Annotated in this window: 22 protein-coding genes; 11 read left to right on the top strand and 11 right to left on the bottom strand. The window is 73.6% G+C overall.

The annotated features are described in order from the left end of the window. Nucleotides 1–179: 179 nt before the first annotated feature. Both CFP66_RS01850 and CFP66_RS01855 read left to right on the top strand, forming a co-directional pair. Nucleotides 180–1,763, top strand: a complete 1,584-nt coding sequence (locus CFP66_RS01850; RefSeq protein ID WP_094919991.1) for a sulfatase — start codon at nt 180–182, stop codon at nt 1,761–1,763. A 403-nt stretch (nt 1,764–2,166) separates the two neighbouring features. After that, a complete protein-coding gene (locus tag CFP66_RS01855) occupies nt 2,167–2,796 on the top strand; it encodes a dihydrofolate reductase family protein (RefSeq protein WP_094919992.1) in 630 nt (209 codons plus the stop codon). Here CFP66_RS01855 and CFP66_RS01860 read toward each other — a convergent pair. The 5 genes from CFP66_RS01860 to CFP66_RS49850 all read right to left on the bottom strand — a co-directional run bounded on the left by CFP66_RS01860 (nt 2,733) and on the right by CFP66_RS49850 (nt 5,913). Next, on the bottom strand, nt 2,733–3,707 hold the full coding sequence (locus tag CFP66_RS01860) for a YihY/virulence factor BrkB family protein (protein ID WP_233159075.1): 975 nt from the start codon (nt 3,705–3,707) through the stop codon (nt 2,733–2,735). The two genes, CFP66_RS01855 and CFP66_RS01860, sit on opposite strands and share 64 nt — an antisense overlap. Before the next feature lie 2 nt (nt 3,708–3,709). Beyond that, the gene (locus tag CFP66_RS01865; RefSeq protein WP_198961202.1) at nt 3,710–4,762 is read right to left on the bottom strand and encodes an SPFH domain-containing protein; all 1,053 of its coding nucleotides are present in this window, start codon (nt 4,760–4,762) and stop codon (nt 3,710–3,712) included. A 2-nt stretch (nt 4,763–4,764) separates the two neighbouring features. Continuing rightward, nucleotides 4,765–5,196, bottom strand: a complete 432-nt coding sequence (locus tag CFP66_RS01870; protein ID WP_094919994.1) for an NfeD family protein — start codon at nt 5,194–5,196, stop codon at nt 4,765–4,767. Nucleotides 5,197–5,289: 93 nt separating this feature from the next. After that, nucleotides 5,290–5,706, bottom strand: coding sequence for a PPOX class F420-dependent oxidoreductase (locus CFP66_RS01875; protein WP_094919995.1), 417 nt, complete (start codon nt 5,704–5,706; stop codon nt 5,290–5,292). 81 nt (nt 5,707–5,787) lie between these two features. Beyond that, nucleotides 5,788–5,913 carry a hypothetical protein gene (locus CFP66_RS49850; RefSeq protein WP_255413807.1) on the bottom strand — a complete coding sequence of 42 codons (126 nt, stop codon included), beginning with the start codon at nt 5,911–5,913 and terminating at the stop codon, nt 5,788–5,790. 178 nt (nt 5,914–6,091) lie between these two features. Here CFP66_RS49850 and CFP66_RS01880 point away from each other — a divergent pair, with 178 nt between their 5' ends. From CFP66_RS01880 to CFP66_RS01895, 4 genes are all read left to right on the top strand, one after another. Then, nucleotides 6,092–6,754: a response regulator transcription factor gene (locus CFP66_RS01880; RefSeq protein WP_094921382.1), complete on the top strand. Its 663-nt coding sequence runs from the start codon at nt 6,092–6,094 to the stop codon at nt 6,752–6,754. A 5-nt stretch (nt 6,755–6,759) separates the two neighbouring features. Further along, nucleotides 6,760–8,145 (top strand): HAMP domain-containing sensor histidine kinase, encoded by a 1,386-nt coding sequence (locus CFP66_RS01885; RefSeq protein ID WP_094919996.1) that lies wholly within the window; start codon nt 6,760–6,762, stop codon nt 8,143–8,145. After that, nucleotides 8,142–9,092 carry a TAXI family TRAP transporter solute-binding subunit gene (locus CFP66_RS01890; protein ID WP_094919997.1) on the top strand — a complete coding sequence of 317 codons (951 nt, stop codon included), beginning with the start codon at nt 8,142–8,144 and terminating at the stop codon, nt 9,090–9,092. The genes CFP66_RS01885 and CFP66_RS01890 overlap by 4 nt, the downstream gene beginning before the upstream one ends. A gap of 117 nt (nt 9,093–9,209) precedes the next feature. Continuing rightward, nucleotides 9,210–10,544, top strand: a complete 1,335-nt coding sequence (locus tag CFP66_RS01895; RefSeq protein ID WP_094919998.1) for an Nramp family divalent metal transporter — start codon at nt 9,210–9,212, stop codon at nt 10,542–10,544. A 46-nt stretch (nt 10,545–10,590) separates the two neighbouring features. On the opposite strand, the gene CFP66_RS48400 is transcribed toward CFP66_RS01895, so the two are convergent. The 3 genes from CFP66_RS48400 to CFP66_RS01910 all read right to left on the bottom strand — a co-directional run bounded on the left by CFP66_RS48400 (nt 10,591) and on the right by CFP66_RS01910 (nt 14,643). After that, nucleotides 10,591–12,246: a polysaccharide lyase family 7 protein gene (locus CFP66_RS48400; RefSeq protein WP_198961203.1), complete on the bottom strand. Its 1,656-nt coding sequence runs from the start codon at nt 12,244–12,246 to the stop codon at nt 10,591–10,593. A 404-nt stretch (nt 12,247–12,650) separates the two neighbouring features. Then, nucleotides 12,651–14,030: an MFS transporter gene (locus tag CFP66_RS01905; protein ID WP_094919999.1), complete on the bottom strand. Its 1,380-nt coding sequence runs from the start codon at nt 14,028–14,030 to the stop codon at nt 12,651–12,653. 79 nt (nt 14,031–14,109) lie between these two features. Further along, entirely contained in the window at nt 14,110–14,643 is a 534-nt protein-coding gene (locus CFP66_RS01910; protein WP_094920000.1) for a GNAT family N-acetyltransferase, read from the bottom strand. Between the two features lie 518 nt (nt 14,644–15,161). Here CFP66_RS01910 and CFP66_RS01920 point away from each other — a divergent pair. After that, nucleotides 15,162–16,535 (top strand): cytochrome P450, encoded by a 1,374-nt coding sequence (locus CFP66_RS01920; protein WP_094920002.1) that lies wholly within the window; start codon nt 15,162–15,164, stop codon nt 16,533–16,535. 49 nt (nt 16,536–16,584) lie between these two features. On the opposite strand, the gene CFP66_RS01925 is transcribed toward CFP66_RS01920, so the two are convergent. Both CFP66_RS01925 and CFP66_RS01930 read right to left on the bottom strand, forming a co-directional pair. Next, complete coding sequence (locus tag CFP66_RS01925) at nt 16,585–17,706, bottom strand: Gfo/Idh/MocA family protein (protein WP_094920003.1); 1,122 nt, start codon at nt 17,704–17,706, stop codon at nt 16,585–16,587. Further along, nucleotides 17,703–18,530 (bottom strand): sugar phosphate isomerase/epimerase, encoded by an 828-nt coding sequence (locus tag CFP66_RS01930; RefSeq protein WP_094920004.1) that lies wholly within the window; start codon nt 18,528–18,530, stop codon nt 17,703–17,705. The genes CFP66_RS01925 and CFP66_RS01930 overlap by 4 nt, the downstream gene beginning before the upstream one ends. A gap of 152 nt (nt 18,531–18,682) precedes the next feature. On the opposite strand from CFP66_RS01930, the gene CFP66_RS01935 reads away from it, so the two are divergent. The 4 genes from CFP66_RS01935 (at nt 18,683) to CFP66_RS01950 (ending at nt 23,791) form a co-directional block, all read left to right on the top strand. Continuing rightward, complete coding sequence (locus CFP66_RS01935) at nt 18,683–19,726, top strand: glucose 1-dehydrogenase (RefSeq protein WP_094920005.1); 1,044 nt, start codon at nt 18,683–18,685, stop codon at nt 19,724–19,726. Beyond that, nucleotides 19,723–21,513 carry a glycoside hydrolase family 15 protein gene (locus CFP66_RS01940; RefSeq protein ID WP_094920006.1) on the top strand — a complete coding sequence of 597 codons (1,791 nt, stop codon included), beginning with the start codon at nt 19,723–19,725 and terminating at the stop codon, nt 21,511–21,513. Before CFP66_RS01935 ends, CFP66_RS01940 begins: the two co-directional genes overlap by 4 nt. Before the next feature lie 49 nt (nt 21,514–21,562). Beyond that, entirely contained in the window at nt 21,563–22,909 is a 1,347-nt protein-coding gene (locus tag CFP66_RS01945; protein WP_094920007.1) for an NAD(P)/FAD-dependent oxidoreductase, read from the top strand. Between the two features lie 63 nt (nt 22,910–22,972). Continuing rightward, nucleotides 22,973–23,791, top strand: a complete 819-nt coding sequence (locus CFP66_RS01950; RefSeq protein ID WP_094920008.1) for a class I SAM-dependent methyltransferase — start codon at nt 22,973–22,975, stop codon at nt 23,789–23,791. An 89-nt stretch (nt 23,792–23,880) separates the two neighbouring features. On the opposite strand, the gene CFP66_RS01955 is transcribed toward CFP66_RS01950, so the two are convergent. After that, the gene (locus tag CFP66_RS01955; RefSeq protein ID WP_094920009.1) at nt 23,881–24,423 is read right to left on the bottom strand and encodes a dihydrofolate reductase family protein; all 543 of its coding nucleotides are present in this window, start codon (nt 24,421–24,423) and stop codon (nt 23,881–23,883) included. Nucleotides 24,424–24,516: the final 93 nt, after the last annotated feature.

The following is a 24,516-nucleotide window of genomic DNA, read 5'->3' on the forward strand; positions in this document are numbered from 1 at the left end:
ATCGAACCCTGCGGCCCTGCTTCGCGTGTTCCGGGTGACGGCGCCGCCGTCGGAGGAGGAGCGCACCCGTTGACCGGACCCGATCTGCGCCGCCGCCGCGCCCCGAGGGCCGAGCGCTGACCCCGGCGCTCGCGCGGTCGCTCGGAGCCCGCGCGCTCACCGCACTCGCCTTCCTGCTCGTGCTCGTCGTGCTCGTCGCGCCGACCGCCCCCGGCGCGCTCACACCGGCCGCGTTCGCGCGCATCCCGGCGGAGGGGCTCGTGGGCGCGGCCGTCCTGCTCGTCCTGCCGGAGCGGGCCCGGCCGGTGACGGCCGTGCTCGCCGGGGCGTTGCTCGGGCTGCTGGCCGTCCTGAAGGTCGTCGACGCCGGCTTCGTCGCGGTGCTCGCGCGACCGTTCGACCCGCTGACCGACGCGGGCCTCATCGGCGCCGGCGTGGAGTTCCTGACGAGCTCGATGGGCCGGACGGGCGCAGTCGCGGCGCTGGTCGCCGCGGCGATCCTGGCCGCCGCCCTGATCGTCCTCACGGCGCTGTCGGTGCGGCGCCTGGTGCGCCTCGCCGGCAGGCGCCGGCTCCCCACGGCCCGCGCCGTCGCGGCGATCACGCCGATCTGGGTCGTCTGCGCGGTGCTGGGCACGCAGATCGTCCCCGGCGTGCCGGTGGCCTCGGCGAGCACCGCCGCCCTCGTGCGCGACCACACGGTGCAGGCGCGCGACGGCCTGGCCGACCGGCGGGCGTTCGCGGCGGCCGTGGCCACCGACCTCCTCCAGGACGTGCCCGCCGATCAGTTGTTGACGGCGCTGCGCGGCAAGGACGTCGTCGTCGCGTTCGTCGAGAGCTACGGGCGCGACGCCGTCGAGGATCCCGCGTTCGCCCCGCAGATCGGCGCGGTGCTCGCGGAGGGCGACCGGACGCTCGGCGCGGCCGGCTTCGCCTCCCGCAGCGCCTTCCTCGGCTCGTCGACCGTCGGCGGGGGCAGCTGGCTGGCGCACGCCACGTTCCTGTCCGGGTTGTGGATCGACGACCAGCACCGCCACGACACCCTGATGCGCAGCGACCGCATGACCCTCACCAGCGCCTTCCGGAGAGCGGGCTGGCGGACCACCGCCGTCATGCCGGGCACCACCGGCGAGTGGCCGGAGGCGTCGTTCTACGGCTACGACGCGGTCCACGACCTGTCCCGCCTCGGCTACCGCGGGCCCGACCTCGGGTGGGCCACGGTGCCGGACCAGTACACCCTCGCCGCGTTCGAACGTGCCGAGCACGGCCGGACCGACCGCCCCCCGCTGATGGCCGAGATCGCCCTCGTGTCCAGCCACGCGCCGTGGCCGCTCATCCCCCGCCTCGTCGACTGGGACGCGGTGGGCGACGGCTCGGTCTTCGCCTCGATGACCACCGGCGAGCCGCGGGACGCGATCTGGGCAAAGGGCCCCGACGAGGTCCGCGCCGCCTACCGGCGCTCGCTGGAGTACTCGCTGGCCAGCCTCGTCTCCTGGGTGCGGACCTACGGCGACGACGACCTCGTGCTCATCCTGCTCGGCGACCACCAGCCCCTCCCCTCGCTCACCGGCGAGGGCGCGAGCCGGGACGTCCCGATCTCGATCGTGGCCCGGGACCCGGCCGTGCTGGCCCGCATCGAGCGCTGGGGCTGGCAGGACGGCCTGCGGCCCGGGCCAGAGGCGCCAGTGTGGCCGATGGACGCCTTCCGCGACCGGTTCCTCCGGACGTTCACCGGCACCGCGGGGTCCGGCCCGGCCCGCTGACGCTACTTCTGCTTGCCATCACGGGTGAACGGAACACCAGCGCTCGTCGATCTTGTCTGGAGAACCCTGGAGTTCCGTTCACCCGCGGAGACCGGCGACATCGCCGGAGCAGTGATCGGCCGGAGACGGGCGGGGCGGCATGAACTGCGCGCCGCGGCCACCGACGACGCCACGTGAGTCGACGGCACGCCGAAGGACGCGCCTGCCCCTACGCCCGGCGGAGTAGCCGCCGCCCGGGAAGGGCCGCCCTGAGGGGGACGCGGGCCGGCCCCTGCGGTGCCAGCATCCCTTCCGCGGCGCCCGGCCAGGAGGGCGGGCGGCCGCGTTCCCGCCGGATCACCCACAGGTCCGGCCCGCAACGGTCGTCGTCGGCGTGCTGCCGCGGGGACGTCGAGGAGGAACGATGGGAAAGCTCGTGGTCGGCACGTTCATGACGCTCGACGGCGTGGTGCAGGCACCCGGCGGGCCCGACGAGGACCAGGAGGGCGGGTTCGCGCACGGGGGCTGGACCGTCCCCCTGTTCGACGACGAGCTCGGGCAGCGCATGACCGAGCTGACCGGACGCTCGGATGCGCTGCTGCTGGGGCGCAGGACCTACGAGATCTTCGCGGCGAGCTGGCCGCTGGTCGGCGACGAGGAGCCGATCGCCGCGAAGCTCAACACCATGCCCAAGTACGTCGCCTCCCACACCTTGCAGACCGCCGAGTGGGCGCACACCACCCTCCTCTCCGGTGACGTCGCGAAGGAGGTGGCCGCGCTCAAGGAGGAGCTGGACGGCGAGATCCACGTCTCGGGCAGCGGCGACCTCGTCCAGACGCTGCTTCGCCACGATCTGGTGGACGAGTTCGTGCTGCTGGTGTTCCCGGTGGTGGGGCGGACCGGCAAGCGACTGTTCGGCGAGGGCACGCTGCCGCGCACGATGGAGCTGGTGGAGACCACCGGCACGGGCTCAGGGGTCGTGATCAGCACCTACCGGCGGCGCGGGCCGTTGGAGGTCGGCGCCATGGGCCCCGAGCACGACGGCGACCGATAGGCCGCAGCGTCCGCCTCCCGGGGCGGGAGCTGCACCGGCCGGCCCCGCCGACGCAGCGGGGCCGGCCATTCCGCCTGGACGGCGGCGTTGAGGTGCGCGCCGAGGATCACGGCGAGGGCGATGACGTACATGCCGAGCAGGAACGCGATGGGCGCGGCGAGGGCGCCGTAGGTGTATCCGGTGCTGGTGATCCAGTCGAGGTACCAGCGCAGGCCGGTGACGCCGACCAGGAACACGACGGCGGCCAGCAGCGCGCCGGGCAACCCGCGCCACCACGGCATCTTGAACGGCAGCGCGATCCGGTACAGCGTCGTGAGCGCCAGCACCAGCACGATGCCGACCACCGGGTAGTACACGACCGCGAGGACGGCGCGCGCCGCCGACTCGAGGTCGTCGGGCAACAGCGGCAGCACGCGGTCGGGGCCCAGCGCCGCGATGGGCAGCAGGACGATCCCGATGGCCAGCCCCACGAGGTAGAGCAGGATCGCGAGCGTGCGCTGCCAGGCCCAGCCGCGCACGGGGTACTGGTCGTGGGCCCGGGTGATCGAGTCGACGTAGGACGCCATCGCCGACGAGCCCGACCAGAAGCTGAGGACGAAGCCGACCGAGACGACCTCGCCGCGCGCCGTCGTCAGCACCTGCGCGACCGTCGGGACGAGGATCTCGTCCACGGCGTTGCGGCTGAACAGGCCACCGGTGACGTTGATGATCCACTGCTGGACGGCGACGACCGTGTCGGGGCCGAACCAGTCCCCCACGTAGCCGAGCACGCCGAACAACCCGAGCAGGAGCGGCGGGAGCGACAGCGTCTGCCAGAACGTCGTGGCCGCGGCCTCGTTCATGACGTCGTCGTCCCACGCCGTGCGGAGCAGGCGGCGCAGGACCCGTCCCGCCGCCCCGCCCGGGGCCACGCTCAATCGCCGGTCTGCACGGCTCGTGGCGGGCCGCCGTTGGCGTGCGGCGCGATGCCGTCGGGCACGGCCGCGTCGGCGACCGCCTCGGCGGCGGCCTGCTCGGCCTGTGCGGCGTCGGCGGCGGCGCGGGCCGCGAGCTCGTCGGACGCGCGCCGGTCGCCGGTGGCGGGCGAGGGCGGCACGGCCTCGCTGAACGCGCGCGACACACCCTGCAGCGCGGAGGTGACCTCGCTCGGGATCACCCAGAACGTGTTGCCCTCGCCCTGCGCCAGCTGGGGCAGGACCTGCAGGTACTGGTAGGCCAGCAGCTTGGGGTCCGGGTCGTTGCGGTGCACGGCCTGGAACACCTGGTCGATGGCCCGCGACTGACCCTCGGCCTGCAGGATCGCGGCCGCACGATCCCCTTCGGCACGCAGGATCGCACCCTGCTTGTCGCCCTGCGCGGTGAGGATCTGGGACTGCCGCTGTCCCTCGGCCGACAGGATGGCCGCGCGCTTGTCCCGTTCGGCCCGCATCTGCTTCTCCATCGCGTCCTTGATGGTCTTCGGCGGGTCGATCGCCTTGATCTCCACCCGGTTGACCCGCAGGCCCCACTTGCCGGTGGCGTCGTCCAGCACCCCGCGCAGCAGGCTGTTGATCGTGTCGCGCGAGGTGAGCGTGCTCTCCAGGTCCATGGAGCCCACCACGTTACGCAAGGTCGTGACGGTGAGCTGCTCGACACCCTGCAGGTAGCTGGCGATCTCGTAGGCGGCCGCGCGCGGGTCGGTGACCTGGAAGTAGAGCACGGTGTCGATCTCGACGACGAGGTTGTCCTCGGTGATGACCGGCTGCGGGCGGAAGGACACCACCTGCTCCCGCAGGTCGATCACCGGGTAGACGCGGTCGATGTAGGGGATCACGAAGTTCAGGCCGGGCGCCAAGGTGCGCTGGTAGCGGCCCAGCCGTTCGACGTTGCGTGCCCGCGCCTGCGGCACGATCCGCACCGCGCGCACCACCGTGATGACGGCGAACAGCGCGACGAGCACTCCGATTGCGAGCAGTGCCAGGTCCATGGTCACTCCCTCGGGTGGACGACGGCGGTGGCGCCGTCGATCAGCAGGACGTCCACCGTGGCCCCGGCCGGGATGACCAGGTCCTCGTCCGACGCCCGCGCGGTCCATTCCTCGCCGCCGATGCGCACCCGCCCGTCCCGCCCCGTGACCTCGGCCAGGACGTAGCCGGGCTTGCCGACGAGCGCATCGATCCCGAAGGGCAGTGACCGCGCGGTGGCGAGGTGGCGCTGCGCCACGGGCCGCAGGAGCACCACGCCGGCCGCGGACGCGCCGGCGAACACGACGAACTGCAGCGGTAGCGGCAGCCCGAACGCGGCGGCAACGCCCGTGATGAGGGCGGCCCCGCCGAGCAGACCCACGGCCGCGGTGAGGGTGAAGACCTCGACGACGACCAGCAGCACGGCCGCGATCACCCAGATGACCCAGATGTCCATGGCTACCGGACCTCCCGCCCGCGTCGCCGGGGGCTAGGACTCCAGTATGCGCGGCGGGAGCGGGAAGAAGAAGGACTCGGCGAACATCTCGCACTACCGGTCGGGGGCCAGCTCGAAGTGCACGGTCCGGCCGGTCCTCCGGCGCCCGACGCGGTGCAGGAGCGGCACCAGCACGCCGTGCAGGAGCGGGTGCTTGCGGCGCAGGAGCTGCGCGGCCCGGCGGCTCCCGGCTGCGTCGAGCACCCGGGCGGTGCCGGCCAGGGCCGGCCCGGTGGCCTCGCCCCGCACCGTCGAGGGCGCCACCTCCACCCGGGGGTCGCGGCGCACCCGCCGGGTCTTGCCGGCCTTCTCGAAGCTGCGGAACACCGCCCGGTCGCCGTCGACGGCGATGCTCACGGCCGTCGGAACCGGACGGCCGTCGCGCCGGAAGGTGGTGAGCACGACCGTCTTCTGATGCACGAACGGGCGGAGCGCGGCGGGCACCGCGCGGCCATCCGGGGAGGTGGACATGACGGGCCTCCTTGTTGTCCCACGCTCGAGACGGAGTGCCGGCGGCGTCTGTGACACCTCTGACGGATTCGACGGCGGGGATCAGCCCGGCGCGGCCACCCGGTGGCGCAGCCACACCAGGCCGTGCTCGAGTGTCTCGTTCGCGACGAGCTCGAGAACACCGGGGGCGATCTCCGCCTCGCCGTGCCAGACCCGGTCGCCCGCCACCCGGCGAGGACGGGGTGAACCAGGAGACTCAACTCGTCGAGCAGGCCGGCCGCGAGCAGGATCGCCACGTGGACGACCACGTGCGGCCGCCCTGCCGGAGTCATGGGGCGGACGCTGGACCGGGCCGCCGACAGGGGGGAGCTTCCGCTGCGCCGGGGCGGTGCGGCACGCTCTGCCGGTGCGTGTGCTGGTGGTCGAGGACGACGACGGGGTGGCCGGGGCTGTGGTCGACGCGCTCGGCACGCAGGGGCACGACGTCCGGCGGGTGGCGCGGGCCGTGGAGGTCTGGGCCCACGTCCGCGACGCCGACCTCGTGCTGCTCGACCTCGGCCTGCCCGACGCCGACGGGATGGACGTGCTGCGCAGGCTGCGCAGGATCGCCACCACCCCGGTGCTGGTCCTCACCGCACGCGACGGCGAGCGCGACGTCGTGCGCGGCCTGCGCCTCGGGGCCGACGACTACCTGGTGAAACCGGTCCGGCTGCGCGAGCTCCTGGCCCGGGTGGACGCCGTCGTGCGGCGCACCGGTGCCGCCGCCGGGGGCGCGCCGGCGGGCCTCGTCGAGATCGAGGACGTGTGCGTCGACCTCGCCGCGCGCCGCGCCACCGTCGCCGGCCAGGAGATCGCCCTGACCGCCAAGGAGTTCGAGATCCTCGCCGCGCTCGCCCGCCGGCCGGGCGCCGCGGTGAGCCGTCAGCAGTTGCTCGACGAGGTGTGGGGCGACGCCTACCTCGCCGTGTCGCGCTCGCTCGACGTGCACCTCGCCTCGCTGCGCCAAAAGCTCGGCAGGCCCGGGCTGCTCGCGACGATCCGCGGGTTCGGCTACCGGTTGGGCCGCTGATCGGCGTGCGCCGCAGGCTGCTCATCGTGCTCTCCGGCTTCGCCCTCGCGGCCGTCGCCGGGTTCGCCGTCCCACTGCTGGAGAGCACCGCCGCGGGCCGGACGCAGGAGTTCGTTCTCGTCCGCACCACCGACCTCGACCGCTTCGCCGCGCTGGCCCAGCAGGCCACCGGTCCGTCCGGCGCGGACGCCCTCGCCCAGGAGGTGCAGGCACACCACGTCGTCTACGGCGAGGGGGTGGTCGTCGTCGACCGCGCCGCCCGGCCGATCGTCGAAGCCGGGCTGCGGGCCGACGATCCGGCCGTCGCCGCCGCGGCCGACGCGGCGTTGCGCAACCAGCCCACTGCGCACCCGGAGCGCCTGCGGCCGTGGTCGCGCACCCCGATCCTGCTGGCCCGCCCCATCGGCACCGGCACCCAGGCGGGCGGCGCGGTCGTGCTGCGGGCCGAGCCCATCGCTGCGGCCTCCGACATCGCCACGTCGTGGGCGGTCATCCTGCTCGGCGCGCTCGTCGCCGCCGTCGCGTGCGCCGCGCTGGCAGTGCTGGTGGCGCGGTGGGTGCTGCGCCCCGTCCGCGAGCTGGCGGCCGGCGTCGGCGCCGTCACCGCCGGGCACCCCGGTGCCCACGTGTCCCCGCACGCGGGCCCGAGCGAGCTGCGCGCGCTCGCCGTGGCCTTCAACCGGATGACCGACGCGGTGGCCACGAGCGCGGACCAGCAGCGCAGGCTCGTCGCCGACACCTCCCACCAGCTGCGCAACCCCCTCGCCGCGCTGCGCCTGCGCGTCGACACGCTCGACCCGCACATCGCCGACGGCGGCAGGCGGGCGTACCGGTCCACCGTGGTGGAGGTGGAGCGGCTGGAGGCGTTGCTCGACGGGCTGCTCGACCTCGCCACCGCGGAGAGCCGCGCCACCGACCTCGCCGCCGGAGCCCGTCCCCCCGCGCGCACCGAGCTCACCGCCGTCGTGGGCGAGCGCATCGACGCGTGGCGGCCCGCCGCGCAGCACGCCGGGGTCGAGCTGGACACCCCGGCACCCACCGGCCCGGCAGACGTGGCGTGCACCGCCTCCGAGCTCGAACAGGTCCTCGACGTGCTGCTCGACAACGCCGTCAAGTACGCGGGCCGAGGCGCGACCGTCCACCTCGGGCACCACCGCCGCGACGGGCGGGTGTTCCTGGAGGTGCGCGACGACGGCCCCGGTCTGCCCGCCGACGATGTCGCGCACGCCACCCGTCGGTTCTGGCGGGCACCCGGCGGCGACGCGCGGGGCTCCGGGCTGGGGCTGCCGATCGCCGAGCGCCTCGTCGTGGCGCGGGGCGGCACCCTGCGCGTGGCCTCCCCGACCGGCGCAGGCCTGGTCGTGACGATCGAGCTGCCGGTGCCGTCATGACCGCCCGCGCGACCCCGCTCTCCCGTCGGGCGCTCCTGCGGGCCGCAGCGCTGGCCGCCGCACCGTTCGCCACCGGGTGCACCTCCGGCACCGCCGAGCCGCTCGTGCTGGCGGCCGGCGAGCCGGGCGGCTTCTACGTCGAGTTCGGCGAGCTGCTCGTCGCCGCCGTGACGCGCGCCGGGATGCCGGCCACCGTCGCGGGCACCGGAGGCAGCGTCGACAATCTGGAGCTGGTCCGCGACGGGCGGGCCGCGCTCGGGCTCGCGCTCACCGACATGGCGGTGGCGGCGCGCCGCGGTGAGGAGCCCTTCGGCGCCGCGGTGGCGCTGCTCGCGATCGGACGCGTCTACGAGAACTACATGCAGCTCGTCGTCCGGGCCGAGGACCCCGCCACCAGAGCGGCCGACCTGGCAGGGCGCTCCGTCTCGCTCGGGGCCCTCGGTTCGGGCGCCGCCGTGTTCGGCGACCGGCTCCTCGCCGCTGCGGGCATCGGCGCCCAGGTCGCCCACCGTCCGCTGCGCGACGCCGTGCTCGCGCTGGAGGACGGCGGCACCGACGCGCTCCTGTGGTCGGGTGGGGTGCCCACGCCCGCCCTCGCCGAGCTCGCCGCGCGACGGCCGGTCCGGCTGCTGCCGCTGGTCGAGCACCTGCCCGACCTGCGGGCGCGGCACGGCGGGGTCTACGGGCCGGTGACGGTGCCGGCGGGCACCTACGGGACCGCCACCGCGGTGCCGACCGTCGGCGTGGCGAACCTGCTGGTCTGCCGGCCCGACCTGCCGCCCCCGATCGCCGGCGCGCTGGCCCGCACGCTGGTGGCCGCGGCACCGGAGCTCGTACCGAGGTCCGCGGTCGGCACCCAGTACCTCGACCAGCGCTCCCTCATCGGCACCGGGGACGTGCCGCTGCACCCCGGCACGGCGGCGGCCTACCGCGAACTGCACGGCTGAGGTGCGCGCGCCTGCAGCACTAAGCCCCGGTAAAGATCAGGTGTTTCACGACGACGCCCCGGGCCTGCTCTCCTACCGTCACCGCAACACACCCCGGCGTTCGATGAGGAGCGGGAGATGAGCACGGAAACAACGGTGGCGAGCCCCCCGATCGGGTTCGGCGCCAAGATCAAGCAGGTGGGGCCGGGCCTGCTGGCCGCGGCCGCGGGCGTCGGGTCGGGCGACCTGGTCGCCACGATGGTGGCCGGTGCCCGCTACGGCACGGCGCTGCTGTGGGCCGCAGTGCTCGGGGCGGTGCTCAAGCTCGCGCTCGCCGAAGGCGTGGGCCGCTGGCACCTCGCCTCGGGCGCCACCCTCCTGGACGGCTGGCGCCGCCTGGGCCGTTGGGCCACGGTGTTCTTCGGCGTCTACATCGTCATCTGGGGCTTCGTGTACGGGGCCACCGCGATGTCGGCGGTCGGGCTCCCGCTGAACGCGCTGTTCGGCGGTCTCGACGTGCGCTACTGGGCGATGATCGCGGGCCTCGTCGGGCTCGGGCTGGTGTGGATCCAGCGCTACCACATCTTCGAGAAGCTCATCACCGTCCTCGTGCTGATCAAGTTCGTGTCGGTCGTGTCCGTGGCGGTGCTCGTCGCACCCGACCTCTCGGGACTCGCGAGCGGCCTGGTGCCCCAGCTGCCCGAGGGCTCGGTGATCTACGTGCTCGGCCTGGTCGGCGGGGTCGGCGGCACGATCACGATGGCCGCCTACGGCTACTGGATGATCGCGAAGGGGTGGAAGGGCACCGGCTGGCTGTCGATGATGCGGCTCGACAACGCCGTCGGCTACGTCATGACCGCCATCTTCGTGATCGCGATGCTCGTGGTCGGCTCGGCGATGCTGCTCGGGCAGGACATCACCAAGGGCGACGAGGGCCTGCTCATCCTGGGCAACGAGCTGGGCAGCCGCTACGGGGACTGGGCACGGATCCTGTTCCTCTGCGGCTTCCTCGCGGTGACCACCACGTCGCTGCTCGGTGTGTGGAACGGCGTCAGCCTGCTGTTCACCGACTGGACGCGGGCGATCCGGCTGCCGCACGGGCGGGCCGCCGAGGTGGGCCCCGGTACGGGCGCCGACCCCGAGCGGCCGGTGGCGGAGGCCACCGCCTCCGAGACGGGCTACACGGCCACCGCCGCCGAGCGGAGCACCCCGTTCCGCGCGTACCTGATCTGGCTGACCATCCCGCCGATGGGGCTGCTGTTCTTCGACAGCCCGTTCGCGCTCACGCTGGTGTACGGCGTGCTCGGGGCGGCGTTCATGCCGTTCCTCGGGATCACGCTCATCATGCTGCTGAACTCGAAGCGGGTGACCGGGGACGGCCGGTCCGGCTGGCTGTCCAACGTGCTGCTCGGCGTGGCGTCCGGACTGTTCGTGGTGCTCCTGGTGACCGACATCGTCAACCGGATCAGCTGAGCACGTCGACCGGCCGGCGGGGCTCCCGCCGGCCGGTTCGTCACGTTCAGGTGTGCTCGAACGCCAACGAGTACACGACGACCTCCCCCACCGCGTCGGCCGCGTCGCCCTGCTCCGGGTTCGACTGGATGTAGGCCCCGATCTTCCAGTACCAGCTGGTGCCGCTGCGCGGGATCTCCGCCTTCTGCTCGCCGTCGTAGAACACGGTGACCCTGCTGTCGGCCGCCACGATCCGCAGGTCGTAGGGCGTTCCGAGCTTGTAGGCCGGGTCGATGACGATCTGTTCCTTGCCGTCGGCGTACTGGGCGACGAGCGTCTGCCCCTCCAGCCGGATCTGCAGCACGTCGTCGCCGCCGTCGTGGATCTGCGCGGCCACCACTTCCGGCTTCGCCGGCGGCACCTCGGTGATCGCCTGCCGGGTCTCCAGCACGTGCGTACCCGTGGTGTTCGACCAGGCGGCCTTCTCCTCGCCGTTCATCTCCCGCAGCTCCGAGCGCGGGTACTTGCTGTTCTCCGTGGTCACCCCGCCCGCGGGCGCCCGGAAGACCACACCGTCGCGGTCCGGGGTGAGCGCGAAGTACTCGCTGGTGTAGCCCAACAGCTCGGGCTGGTCGATGGAATCGGGATCCCCCGCGGGGCCGATCGGCAGCGTGAGGAACCAGTTCTGCAGGTCGAGCAGGTCGCCCGGCATCTCCGCGGTACCTGCGGCACCGGCAGGCGCCTGGGTGTCGGCCGCGGGCCGGGCGCCGGCGTCCTCGCCCGAAGCCCCACCGCTGGACTCCTTGCCTCCCGAGCCGCCGTCGCCGGACTCCTTGCCGTCCGACTCCTTTCCAGCCGGCTTCTTCACCTCGGACTCCTTGGCCTCGGACTCCTTGGCCCCAGACTCCTTGGCCCCAGACCCCTTGGCTTCGGACTCCTTGGCCTCCGAGTCCTTCGCCCCCGAGTCCTTGGCGCCCGACTCCTTGGCCTCCGAGTCCTTCGCCTCGGACTCCTTCGCCTCGGACTCCTTCGCCTCCGACTTCTTGGCCTCCGGCTCCTTGGCCCCTGAGTCCTTCGCGCCTGACTCCTTCGCGTCAGAGGCCTTCGCGTCAGAGTCCTTCGCCTCAGGCTCCTTGCCGCTCGGGCTCGAGCTGCTCGGAGCATCGGACCCGGTGTTCCCGGAACCCGGGGTGCGTTCGGCGGAACCGGACGCGGGCCCGTCGGTCCCGGCGCCGGAGCTTTCGCGACCCGGCTCGTCGGCCGTGCGGTTCGCCGCACCCGGATCGGCGGCCCCGGGATCGGCCGGGCTCGGATCGGTGCCGCTCGGCCGGGCCGGGCTCGGGTCGCGGTCCGCGTCGGAGGCGGGCTCGCGCGTGCGGTCGGGCGCGCGCTCGGCCGGTTCCGGCTTCCCCTGCGGTCGGGGCTTGTCGGGATCATCGGTACCGGTGGCGGAGCCGCTCGACGTCGTGGAGCACTCCCCCGCTGTGGTGGCGCCGGGGTCGTCCGCGCCGGTGGCATCGCCGTCGACGAGTTCCATCAACGCCGCCAGCAGGTCCCGGATCAGCTCCGGGAGCTGCTCCCTGGCATCGGGACCGACCGGAACGACGATGATGCACGGTTCGGCTGCCTCCGGGGAGGCGAGAGTGGCCGCGGATGGGCCCACCGGCGGTGCGGCGAGCAGAACGGCCGTGGCCACGGCGAGGGACGCGGTGAGACCGGGCATGCCGGCTACCTCCGGCGCCAGGTGTGACGAGGCCGGGGCAGAGCGGGTGCGGGCATGGTCCTCCCGTCGTGCGGGCGTGCGGGATCGCGCCCCCGAACAGGCCGGGGACGTACGCGACGGCGCGCCTGACCAGGCGTTTCGTCGTCGGCATGATGGTAGAAGCGAACCCCGCCGAAACGGCCCGATCCGCGTTCAGCGCTTTGCTATTGCGAACGGTCGGGGCTGCAGCGGTGCCGATCCGGTGGTGCCCGTGATCGCCGCGTCGGCGCGTTCCCCTCCGGATCGAGGCTGCTGTTGCCGCGGAACGCTCAGGCCCCCGTGATCGTCAGCTTGGTGCAGAAGCGGCAGCATATGGCCGTTTCTGCACCGAACCGATGATCATGTCCCGATTCTCGGGGCCGTCCTCATGGGCCGCTCGTCGTCCTTCCCACCGAGCCCCGGCGGTTGGCGTGCAGCTTCGCCGGGCCCGCCTCGGCGATGTCGATGTCCTTCAGCTCCGGGGCGGCGAGGAAGGCGACGAGGGAGATCACGCACGTGCCCACGAGGTAGGCGGCCACCCACCACGGCGACCCGTCGTCGGCGACCAGGGCGGTGGCGAGCAGCGGCGTGAACCCGGCGAGCGCCGCACCGACCTCGCGGGAGGTGGCGAAGCCGCTGTAGCGCACCCGCGCGCCGAACAGCTCGGCGTAGAACGCGGGCTGCACCGCGATCATCGGGGCCACACCGAGCGCGGTGGCCACCACGAGTGCGAGCACGACGAGCACCGGCTGCTCGGTGCGCAGCAGCAGGAAGAACGGGTAGATGAACGCGGCGAGGAACACCACCGAGAACACGTTGAGCGGCTTGCGCCCGATGCGGTCGGACAGCGCGCCGTACACCGGCTGCAGGATGATCACGACGATCCCGAAGAGGATCACGCCGGTGAGCACGGTGCCGCGGGGGATGCCCAACGTGCCGGTGGCGTAGGCCACGGTGAAGGTCGCGAACAGGTAGACCGCGGCGGTGTCGGCGATGTGGGCACCCACGCCGATCAGCAGGTTGCGCGGGTAGCTGCGCAGCGTCTCCAGCACCGGCAGCTTGATCAGCCGCTGCTCGGCCGCCGCCCGGCGGAACACCGGCGACTCCTCCACGCGCAGCCGGACGTAGAGCGACACCCCGATCAGCACGAAGCTGACGAGGAACGGCACCCGCCAGCCCCACGACAGCAGCTGTTCCTGAGGCAGCAACCCGACCAGCAGGAACGCGACCGTTCCGAGCACGAGGCCGATCTGCACGCCCGTCTGGGCGAACGAGGTGTAGTAGCCGCGACGCGCCGGTGGGGCGTGCTCGGCCAGCAGGGTGGAGGCTCCCCCGAATTCGGCTCCCGCGCCGAGCCCCTGCAGCACGCGCATGAGCACGAGCAGCGCGGGCGCCCACCAACCGATGGAGGCGTAGGTGGGCAGCAGCCCGATCACACCGGTGGACACGCCCATGACCAGCGTGGTGAGGATCAGCGTCTCCCGGCGGCCGATCCGGTCGCCGATGTGGCCGAAGACGATCCCGCCCAGCGGCCGGAACACGAACCCGACACCGAACGTCGCGAACGCCGTGAGGGTGCCGACGGCGGGATCGGACTCGGGGAAGAACAGCACGTTGAACACCAACGCGGCCGCGGTGCCGTAGATGAAGAAGTCGTACCACTCCAGCGCGGTGCCGACGAGCGCGCCGACGACCACGCGGCGCAGGTCGCGGCCCGTGGTGCCCGGGCCCTCGGCGGGTTCGGTGGCGGGTCCGGGGGAAGCCATCGCCTCACTCCTGCCGTCGCGTGACCGCTGCGTCGCCTGCACCGTCTACCAGGAAAACGCTCTCCCGGCAATCGGAGGGTCACCAGACGGCGCCGCCGCGCCAGTCGCACGCGAGGTCCCCGCCCCCGGTGAGTCGGGCGCTGACGGGCAGCACGTGCACCGCACCGTCCTCGTCGGGGGTGCGCCGCACGCCGTCGGGCGTGACCACCGACGTCGTGCCGTCCCACGGCCGCCAGCCGCGGGCGGCGTACCAGGGCGCGGCCGCGTGGGCGGCGCCCAACGCACCCAGCTCGTAGGCGCTGCGCACGACCCGCTCCACCTCGTCCATCACGAGCGCGCCGATGCCCCTCCCCCGCCGGTCCGCGCGCGTGGCGACCGCCTCGACGTAACCGGTGCGCAGCGCCACCCCCTCGTGCACCAACCGCCGCATCACGACCGCCCCGTGCCCGACGAGGACCTCGCCGTCCCGCGCGATCGCGTGCATGCCGCCGAGGGCGTGGTCGAAGTCGTCGTCGCTGAAGTCGCCCTCGAACGCGGTGTCGAGCAACTCACGCAGGTCCCGCAGCCCCTGCGGTCCCAGCGCCGACGTGTGGACGGTCTGCACCTCGATCATCCGGCCATCCTGCCGACCCGCCGCCGCGCTCACACACCGACGTCCTCGCCCGCACACCGACTGCAGTCGGTGTGCGAGGACAGAAGTCGGTGTGCGAGCTAGCGGAGCGCGTCCCGGAGCACGCCGCCCTCGCGCTCGACACGCAACAGCGCCTCGCTCCACACGACGACCAGATCGGGCCGGCGAGCGGTGCCCGGCGCATCCGCGGGCGCCGGCTGCAGGTCGACTCGATGTCGTGGATCACCTGCAACCCCTGGGGCAGGGCACCGTGTAGCACCACGGCCAGCTCGAACACGGCGCGGTTGTGCGCCGGGGCGGGGCTGGGCGACAGGAGCAACCGCCCTTCCACCAACTCGCTGTAGCCGGGCTCGATCTCCCCGATCTCGAGGTACTCGGCCACGGTCAACAGGTGCGGCGGAGCGACCGGCTGGATCGTCACGGCGATCTCCTCCCCGTCCCGCAGAGTGTGGCAGGTGGGCTCACGTGACGGTGGCCCGCCGAGCGGGTACCAGCCCCGCATGGAGAACACGCGGGGCGGGGACGGGACTGCTGTGCAGGATGCAGCGGGAGCAGCGCCGACGCGCGCGTCGGTCCCGGACACGCTGCGGGTGCTGGCCACGGCGCTCGCCCCGGTCGTCGCCCGCGGGGTGATCATCCGCAGGCCGCGGGTGGTGGCGCTGGCCGAGCGGGTCGACGCCGACCGCAGGCTCGTGCGCACCCTGGCGCGGCTGCGCGAGCGCTACGGGTCGGCGCCGCTGCGCCTGGCGGTGCCCGGCCGGTCGGTGGTGCTCCCGCTCGCGCCCGGCGACGTCGACGACGCGCTTGCGCGGTCCCCGGAACCGTTCGCGACCAGCACCCCGGAGAAGCGCGGCGCGCTGGCCCACTTCCAGCCGCACAACGTCCTGATCTCCCGCGGCGCGGCCCGGGCGGACCGGCGGCGGTTCACCGAGGCGGTGCTCGAGCCCGAGCGGCCGCTGCACCACCTGGCCGAGCCCGTGGTCGCGGTGGTGCGGGAGGAGGCGGCCGAGCTGCTCGCCGTCGCCGAACGCACCGGCGCCCTGGACTGGGACGCGTTCGGCGCGGCGTGGATGCGCATCGTGCGCCGCGTGGTCCTGGGCGACTCGGCGCGCGACGACACCGCGTTCACCGACCTGCTGGCGCAGCTGCGCGGAGCGGGGAACTGGTCGGTGCTGCACCCGGGCGCCCCGCGCAGGCGCGCCGAGTTCCTCGAGCAGCTGCGGACCCGCCTGGCGCGCGCGGAGCCGGGGAGCCTGGCCGAGGCGGTCGCGCAGGCGCCTGCGACCGCGCAGACCCATCCCGTGGAGCAGGTACCGCAGTGGCTGTTCGCGTTCGACCCCGCCGGGCTGGCGACGTTCCGCGCGCTGGCCCTGCTCGCAACGCACCCGCGCGAGCGGGCGGCGGTCCGCGAGGATCTGGCAGGCCGCGACCTCGCCGTCCCGCAGGACGTGCCCGACCTCCGGGCGGCCGTGCTGGAGTCGGTGCGGCTGTGGCCCACCACCCCGGCGATCCTGCGCGAGACCACCACCGCCACCACGCTGGGCGGGCGCGCGCTGCCGGCCCGCACGCTGGTCCTGGTGCTCTCCTCGTTCTTCCACCGCGACGCGGCGCACCTCCCCGACGCCGACCGCTTCGCGCCCCGGCTGTGGGACGACGCCACCGCGTTGCCGGCGCGGGGGCTCGTGCCGTTCAGCGCCGGGCCCGCGATCTGCCCCGGGCGCAACGTCGTGCTCTTCGTCGGGAGCACGCTGCTCGCGACGCTGCTGGAGCACCACGACGTCCGGCTCACCTCGCACCCGCGGCTCGGACCGGAGCGGCCGCTGCCCGGCACGCTGAACCCCTACGGCCTGCGGTTCGCCGTGTCCGCGTCGTGATCGGCGGTACCGGGTGCGCCTCGGGGACGACGGCGCACCCGGCGACCGGTTACGGCGCGGGAACCTGCACCGCGGCGAGGACGTCGGCCACCCGCACCGGGGCGCCGGTGCGCGCCGACTCGTACACGGCCTGCACTGTGGCGAGCGCGAGCAGTGCGTCCTCGATCGTGATGCCGGGGCGCGTGCCGGTGCGGATCGCCTCCACCACGTCGCGGTACTGCCGCGAGTGCCCGGAGAACATCGGGCCACCGGCCCCGCCGTCCTCGGGCCCGAGGACCAGCGCGGTCTGGTCGGTGCGGTCGCCCCGCTCCGCGGTGACCCCCGGGCCCCCGCCGGCCTCGGAGGCGGCCATCTCGCGGGAGTGGAAGTACCGCAGCCGGTCGTCGTCGATCACCGCCGACCCGGCGTCGCCCATCACCTGCAGCCGCACGCTGAGCCCCGGGTAGGCCGCGGTGGTGGCGTGCAGGGTGGCCAGCGCGCCCGACTCGAACCGGACGACCGCGGCGACGGTGTCCTCGACCTCGACGCGCTCGTGGGCGAGCAGCCCGGTGTGCGCCACGACGTCGATCGGCGTGCCGAGGAACCACAGCAGCAGGTCGACGGTGTGCACGCCCTGGTTCATCAGCGCGCCGCCGCCGTCGAGCTCCCAGGTGCCACGCCAGGCGCCCGAGTCGTAATAGGCCTGGCTGCGCCACCACGACACCGTCGCGACGGCCGAGGTGACGCGCCCGAACCGGCCCGCGGTGATCGCCTCGCGCACCGCCGTGCTGGACGGGTCGAAGCGGTGCTGGCTGATCACCGAGGCCACCGTGCCCGCCGGGGCAGCCGCCGCGGCCGCGGCGATCGGCGCCGCCGCCTCGACGGTGACCTCGAGCGGCTTCTCCACCACGACGTGGCGGCCCGCCTGGAGCGCCGCCACGGCGATCTGCGTGTGGGCGCCGCTGGGCACGCAGACCGCCACCGCGTCGACGTCGTCACGCGCGAGCGCCTCGTCGAGGGACGTGGTGACCGGGGTGCCGGTGCCCAGCCGCGCAGCCACGGCCTGCGCGGCCGCGGCGTCGACGTCCACCAGGACGCTGACCTCGGTGTCCGGGCCTGCCGCGAGCACGTCGGCGTGCAGCGCGCCGATCACCCCGCACCCGACGACGGCGAAGCGCACAGGACCGGTCACCGGTACGCCACCCCCACGTGGTCGAGGATCTGCGTGAACGCCCGCGTCGCACGGCGGAAGTGGTCCTCGCCGGAGAAGCCGCCGAGCGCGTCCGCCGTGGCCAGATGCGGTTCCATCGAGCAGAACCCGTCGTATCCGTCGGCCACCAGCGCCCGGACGGTCTGCTCGACCTCCCCGTCGCCCTCCCCCGCCGGCACCACCGTGCCGTCGGCCAGGAGCGCGTCCTTCACCTGCAGGTACTCCAGGTGCGGGCGCAGGGCCGCGTAGCCCTCGCTGAACGGGATGACACCGACCTGCACGAAGTTGGCCGGGTCCCAGGCGAGCTTCAACTGCGGCGAGCCGACCGACTCCACGAGGTCGAGGCAGCGCTGCGGGGTGTCGCCGTAGATCTCCTTCTCGTTCTCGTGGAGCAGGACGACGTCGTGCCCCCGCGCCTCGTCCGCCAGGGCGCTCATCCGGCGCAGCACCTCGTCGCGGTGCGCCGCGGGGTCCTCGCCCTTCGGGATGAAGAAGGAGAACAGGCGGATGTAGGGCGCCTGCAGCACCCGGGCGACGTGCAGGGCACGGCGCATCCGCACGAGGTGGGCGTCGAAGTCGTCGCTCACACCGATCTTGCCGATCGGCGATCCGACCGAGGAGGTGCCGATGCCGGCGCGCTCCAACGTCGCCCGCACGCGTTCCAGCTGGTCGTCGTCGAGGTCGAGCACGTTGGTGTCCCATGCGCTGCGGAACTCGATGTGGCGGATGCCGAGATCGGTGAGGACCCGGCACTGCTCATCGAGATCCGGGGAGATCTCGTCGGCGAAGCCGGAGAGGGTCCACATGCTGTTTGCGCTCCCGTCTGGGGCTCCGGTCGGGTCGGGGCCCCGGCGATCGAGCGTAGTTCGTACCGACCGCGTAATGCCGATCATCACGATGTGCTATCGGGACTGCGCGAACCCGTGTCGGGCCCGGCACGTGCGGGAAGCATCACCTCATGCGCGCACTGACCGTCACGCCCGGCACACCTGACTCCGCCGCGCTGCGCGAGGTCCCCGAACCACCCGACGACGACGGACCCGTGCTGGTGGAGACCCTTTCGATCGGGATCTGCGGCACCGACCGCGAGATCGTGTCCGGGGCGTACGGGCAGGCTCCTGAGGGCGCCGACCACCTCGTGATCGGGCACGAGTCCCTGGGGCGGGTGCGTGAGGCGCCCGAGGGCTCGGGGCTCGCGGAGGGCGACCTCGTCGTCGGCATCGTGCGGCGTCCCGACCCGGTGCCGTGCGCCAACTGCGCTGCAGGCGAGTGGGACATGTGCCGCAACGGTCGCTACACCGAACGCGGGATCCAGGGCCGCCACGGCTACGCGAGCGAGCGCTACCGGATCCATCCCGAGTACGCGGTGCGGATCGATCCGGAGCTGGACCGGGTCGGTGTTCTCATGGAGCCCACCACCGTGGTGGCGAAGGCCTGGGAGCACATCGAGCGGATCGGGCAGCGGGCGGCGTGGTCGCCCCGACGGGTGCTGGTCACCGGCGCCGGCCCGATCGGGCTGCTCGCCGCGCTGCTGGGCGTGCAGCGCGGCCTGGACGTGCGGGTGCTGGACCGCGTGGAGTCGGGGCCCAAACCCGACCTGGTGCGGGCGCTGGGCGCGAGCTACCACACGGACCTGTCCGAGGTCGACGACGACGCCGACATCGTCGTGGAGTGCACCGGGGCGGCACCGCTCATCGCCGACGTCATGGCGCACAACGCCCACAACGCGGTCGTCTGCCTCACCGGGGTCTCGGCGCAGGGCCGCGACCTGCCGGTGGACGTCGGCGGGCTCAACCGCAGCATCGTGCTGCAGAACGACGTGGTGTTCGGGTCGGTGAACGCGAACCGCCGCCACTACGAGCAGGCCGCCGACGCGCTGGCGAAGGCCGATCGGGGCTGGTTGGAGCGGCTGATCAGCCGGACCGTCCCGCTGGACGACTTCGCCGACGCCCTCGCGGGCCGCGACGGCGACGTCAAGGTCGTCCTGGGGTTCTCGCGATGACTCTGATCGAGGACTACGCGCTGCTCGGCGACACCGAGACCGCGGCGCTCGTCGGGCCCGACGGGGCGATCGACTGGCTGTGCCTGCCCCGGTTCGACTCGCCGGCATGTTTCGCGGCACTGCTGCACGACGAGAGCGCGGGGCACTGGACGCTCGCCCCCGCGGCGGGCGGCCGGTGCACGCGACGCAGCTACCGGGGCGACTCGCTGGTGCTCGACACCGAGTGGGACACGCCCGAGGGCACCGTCCGGGTCACCGACTGCATGCCGATCCGCGGCGAGGCCGCCGACGTGGTCCGGGTCGTGACCGGCGTGTCGGGCCGGGTGCCGATGCGGATGCAGCTGCGGCTGCGGTTCGACTACGGCCACGTCGTGCCCTGGGTGCGGCGGGTGGACGGCGAGTTCACCGCCGTCGCCGGGCCGGACGCGGTGTGGCTGAACACGCCCGTGGAGCTCGTCGGCCGCGACCTGTCGACCACCGCCGAGTTCACCGTCGAAGCGGGCGCCTCGGTGCCGTTCGTGCTCACCTACCGGCCGTCGCACCTGCCCCGTCCACACCACGTCGACCCCGCAACGGCGATCGCCGACACCGAGCGGTTCTGGGCCCGCTGGATCGAGCGCTGCACCTACACCGGCCAGCACGCCGCCGCCGTGCGCCGGTCGCTGGTGGCGCTCAAGGCCCTGACCTACGCGCCGACGGGCGGGATCGTGGCCGCGGCCACCACGTCGCTGCCCGAGCAGCTCGGCGGCTCCCGCAACTGGGACTACCGCTACTGCTGGCTGCGCGACGCCACCCTCACCCTGCAGGCCCTGATCGGCACCGGCTACGTCGCGGAGGCCGAGGCGTGGCGGGAGTGGCTGCTGCGCGCCATCGCGGGCGACCCGGCCGACCTGCAGATCATGTACGGCCTCGACGGCAGCAGGCGGCTGCCCGAGTACGAGGTGCCGTGGCTGTCGGGCTACGAAGGATCGAAGCCGGTGCGGATCGGCAACGCGGCCGCAGGCCAGTTCCAGCTCGACGTGTGGGGCGAGGTCCTCGACGGGCTGCACTTCGCCCGCGACGCCGGTGTGCAGCGCATGGACGCCGCGTGGGACATGCAGCGCGCCCTCCTGCACTTCCTGGAGGGCCACTGGCGCGACGCCGACGAGAGCCTGTGGGAGGTGCGCGGCCCGCGGCGGCACTTCGTGCACTCCAAGGTGATGGCGTGGGCGGGGGTGGACCGCGCGATCCAGGCCGTCGAGCGGTTCGGGCTGCACGGCCCGGTCGACCGCTGGCGGGCGCTGCGCGCGGAGATCCACGCCGACGTCTGCGAGCACGGCTTCGACGCCGATCGGGGCACGTTCACGCAGTTCTACGGCAGCCGGGGCCTGGACGCGGCACTGCTGCTGATCCCCCGCACCGGGTTCCTGCCGTGGGGCGACCCGCGCGTCGTCGGCACGGTCGACGCGGTCTCGCGCGAGCTGACCGAGGGCGGGTTCGTGCTGCGCTACCGGCCCGAGGTGGACGCGGTCGACGGGCTGCCCGGCGGAGAGGGCGCGTTCCTGGCCTGCTCGTTCTGGCTGGTCGACGCGCTGCACAGCACCGGCCGCACGCACGAGGCGCAGGACCTGTTCGAACGGCTGCTGGAACTGCGCTCCGACCTCGGGCTGCTCGCCGAGGAGTACGACACGGTGGCCGGACGTCAGGTCGGCAACACCCCGCAGGCGTTCAGCCACCTCGCCCTGGTGAACACCGCGCTGCACCTGGCGCCTGCGTCGGCGAGCACCGCGCCGGAGCCCGTGCGATGACCGCGCCGCGGCCCGGTTGCCCCGCCGGTGCCCCGGGTAGGCGGAAGGCATGACGGGGACACAGCCAGGCACGGAACCAGGCGCACGGCAACGCGTCGTGATCGTCGGAGGCGGGTTCGCCGGCCACAGCGCGGCGCGCTCGCTGTCCGCGCGGGTCGGCGACGCGGTCGAGATCGTGCTGGTCAACCCCACCGACTACTTCCTCTACCTGCCGCTTCTGCCCGAGGTCGCGGCCGGTGTGCTCGACCCGCGGCGGGTCACGGTCTCGCTCTCGGCGACCCTGCCAGGGGTGCGGCTGGTGCTCGGCGAGGTCGACTCGGTCGACCTCGCACGGCGCCGGATCGGCTGGGCCGACCCCGAGGGTGGGCGCGGCGAGCTGGGCTACGACCGCCTGGTCCTCGCGGCCGGCAGCGTCAACAAACTGCTGCCGATCCCGGGCATCGCCGAGCACGCGCACGGCTTCCGCGGCATCCCGGAGGCGCTCTACCTGCGTGACCACATCACGAGGCAGGTCGAGCTGGCGTCCACCTCGCAGGACCCGCGGGAGCGGGAGGCCCGCTGCACGTTCGTCGTGGTGGGCGCGGGCTACACCGGCACCGAGGTGGCGGCGCAGGGCCCGCTGCTCACCGACGCGCTGGTCCGCAACCGGCCGGAGCTGCACGGGCAGCGGATGCGATGGATGCTGCTCGACACCGCACCCCGGGTGCTCCCCGATCTGGACGAGCGGCTCTCCCGGACGGCGGACCGGGTGCTGCGCGAGCGCGGCGTGGAGGTGCGCACGGGCGAGTCGGTGGAGGAAGCCGGTCGTGAGTGCGTCCGGCTGACGAACGGCGAGGAGGTGCCGACGCGCACGCTCGTGTGGTGCGTCGGGGTGCGGCCCGACCCGCTCGTGGAGGAGGTCGGGCTGCCGACGCAGAAGGGCCGTCTCTGCGTCGACGCCCAGCTCACCGTGCCCGACCACCCGGACGTCTTCGCCTGCGGGGACGCCGCCGCGGTGCCCGACCTCACCCGTCCCGGCGAGGTCACGGCCATGACCGCGCAGCACGCCGTGCGTCAGGGCAGGCTCGCGGGCAACAACGTCGCCGCCTCGCTCGGGTTCGGCACCCCCCGCCGCTACCGCCACCACCACCTGGGCTTCGTCGTCGAGCTGGGCGGGCGCCACGCCGCCGCGAACCCGTTGCACGTCCCGCTGTCCGGGCTGCCCGCGAAGGCCGTGACCCGCGGCTACCACCTGGTGTCGATGCCGGGCAACCGCACGCGCACGGCGGCCGACTGGCTGCTGGAGGCCGTGCTGCCGCGCCAGACGGTGCAACTGGGCCTGGTCCGCGCACCGAACGTGCCGCTGGAGACGGCGTCGCCGGAGCTCGCCGGCAGTTCAGGAAAGCCACATTCATGAACCTGCAGGACATGAATGTGGCTTTCCTGAACTTCGGGCCGGGAACCGACTAGTGTCGCCGCCGTGGACCGGGAGACCGTCACGCTCTCCGGCGCGCCGGAGACGCTGCTCGCCACCCTCTACGGGCGGGCGCTGGACAGTCGCGCATCCCGGTCGATCTTGCACGACGACGCTGCCGAGCGGGCCGTGCGGCGGATCGACTACGACTTCCGCCGCACCGGGATCACCGCCACCACCGCGGCGGGCGTCGCCCTGCGTGCACGGCAGCTCGACGGCTGGACGCGGCAGTTCCTCGCCGCCCACCCCGAGGCCACCGTGCTGCACCTGGCCTGCGGGCTCGACACCCGCGCGCAGCGGCTCGCCGCGGGCCCGTCCGTCCGGTGGGTCGACGTCGACCACCCGGAGGTCATCGCCCTGCGCGAGCGGCTGCTCGATCCGCCGGAGGGGGACTACCGCATGGTCGCCGCCTCGGTGACCGACGAGGGCTGGCTGGACGACGTTCCCGCCGACCGCCCGACCGTCGCCGTCTTCGAGGGCCTGACGATGTACCTGCGCAAGTCCGACGGGCGGCGGTTGATCGAGCGGATCACCGGCCGGTTCCCGAGCGGCGAGCTGCTCTTCGACTGCTACGGCACGGCCGGGATCCGACTGCAGAAACTGGTGCCTGCCGTCCGCCGGTCGGGCGCCACCCTGCATTGGGCCATCGACGACCCGTGCGAGCTCGAGGGCTGGCAGGACGGGCTCGTGCTGACCGACGCGCTGCGCAGCGTGGACATGCCCGGGATGGACCTGCTCCCGCGCGCCGGCCGCGTGCAGATGGCGGTGCTGGCCCGCATGCCGGGCCTGCGCGACGTCGGCCGGATCCTGCGCTACCGCTTCTGAGTCGACTCGCACACCGACTTCCTCGCTCGCACACCGACTGCAGTCGGTGTGCGAGCACCACGATCGGTGTGTGAGCGTGGGTGGCTCGGTCAGCTGTCCGCGGGGGCGTACACCGCGTGCAGCACGCCGGTCGTGAACGTCGTGCTGCGGACCAGCCGCAGGGGGTGGGTCGGCGTGTCCTCGAACAACCGCTGCCCGTGGCCGACTGCGATCGGGTGGATGAGCAGGTTGAGCTCGTCGAGCAGGTCGTTCGCCAGCAGCCAGCGCACGAGGGTGGCGCTGCCGGACATGGCGATGTCGCCCTCGGTGCGCTCCTTGATCTTGGTCAGCTCGGCGGCGATGTCACCGGAGACGACGGTGGTGCCGCTCCAGCCGGCCTCGGTCAGGGTGTGCGACACGACGTACTTGGTGGCCCCGTTGATGAACGGCGCGAACGTGTCGTCGTCGCTCTTCGGCCAGTACTCGGACCACTCGTCGTAGAGCCGCCGCCCCATCAGGAACGCGCTCGCGGTCTCCATCCCCGCGCCGATGGCGGCGCCCATCTCGTCGTTGAAGTAGGGGAAGTGCCACTGGTCGGGCGCCTCGACGACGTCGTCGAGGGAGATGAAGAAGTTCGAGACGATCCTGCCCATGGTGCGCTCCTCGCTGCGGGTGTCCGATCCGTTCCCCGTACCGACCTACGGCGGCGCGAGAACTCATCGCGCACCGCGAAAGGGCTACGGTCG

The organism is Pseudonocardia sp. MH-G8 (genome assembly GCF_002262885.1).
Classification (GTDB): Bacteria; Actinomycetota; Actinomycetes; order Mycobacteriales; family Pseudonocardiaceae; genus Pseudonocardia.

Excerpts from the sequence above, each read along its gene's own strand:
- CFP66_RS01935 (WP_094920005.1), top strand. The coding sequence starts at position 18,683 with ATGCGCGCACTGACCGTCACGCCCGGCACACCTGACTCCGCCGCGCTG.
- CFP66_RS01870 (WP_094919994.1), bottom strand. The coding sequence starts at position 5,196 with ATGGACATCTGGGTCATCTGGGTGATCGCGGCCGTGCTGCTGGTCGTC.
- CFP66_RS01940 (WP_094920006.1), top strand. The coding sequence starts at position 19,723 with ATGACTCTGATCGAGGACTACGCGCTGCTCGGCGACACCGAGACCGCG.
- CFP66_RS01905 (WP_094919999.1), bottom strand. The coding sequence starts at position 14,030 with ATGGCTTCCCCCGGACCCGCCACCGAACCCGCCGAGGGCCCGGGCACC.
- CFP66_RS01865 (WP_198961202.1), bottom strand. The coding sequence starts at position 4,762 with ATGGACCTGGCACTGCTCGCAATCGGAGTGCTCGTCGCGCTGTTCGCC.
- CFP66_RS01875 (WP_094919995.1), bottom strand. The coding sequence starts at position 5,706 with ATGTCCACCTCCCCGGATGGCCGCGCGGTGCCCGCCGCGCTCCGCCCG.
- CFP66_RS01910 (WP_094920000.1), bottom strand. The coding sequence starts at position 14,643 with ATGATCGAGGTGCAGACCGTCCACACGTCGGCGCTGGGACCGCAGGGG.
- CFP66_RS01955 (WP_094920009.1), bottom strand. The coding sequence starts at position 24,423 with ATGGGCAGGATCGTCTCGAACTTCTTCATCTCCCTCGACGACGTCGTC.
- CFP66_RS01890 (WP_094919997.1), top strand. The coding sequence starts at position 8,142 with ATGACCGCCCGCGCGACCCCGCTCTCCCGTCGGGCGCTCCTGCGGGCC.
- CFP66_RS48400 (WP_198961203.1), bottom strand. The coding sequence starts at position 12,246 with ATGCCCGGTCTCACCGCGTCCCTCGCCGTGGCCACGGCCGTTCTGCTC.
- CFP66_RS01895 (WP_094919998.1), top strand. The coding sequence starts at position 9,210 with ATGAGCACGGAAACAACGGTGGCGAGCCCCCCGATCGGGTTCGGCGCC.
- CFP66_RS01945 (WP_094920007.1), top strand. The coding sequence starts at position 21,563 with ATGACGGGGACACAGCCAGGCACGGAACCAGGCGCACGGCAACGCGTC.
- CFP66_RS01920 (WP_094920002.1), top strand. The coding sequence starts at position 15,162 with ATGGAGAACACGCGGGGCGGGGACGGGACTGCTGTGCAGGATGCAGCG.
- CFP66_RS01930 (WP_094920004.1), bottom strand. The coding sequence starts at position 18,530 with ATGTGGACCCTCTCCGGCTTCGCCGACGAGATCTCCCCGGATCTCGAT.
- CFP66_RS01855 (WP_094919992.1), top strand. The coding sequence starts at position 2,167 with ATGGGAAAGCTCGTGGTCGGCACGTTCATGACGCTCGACGGCGTGGTG.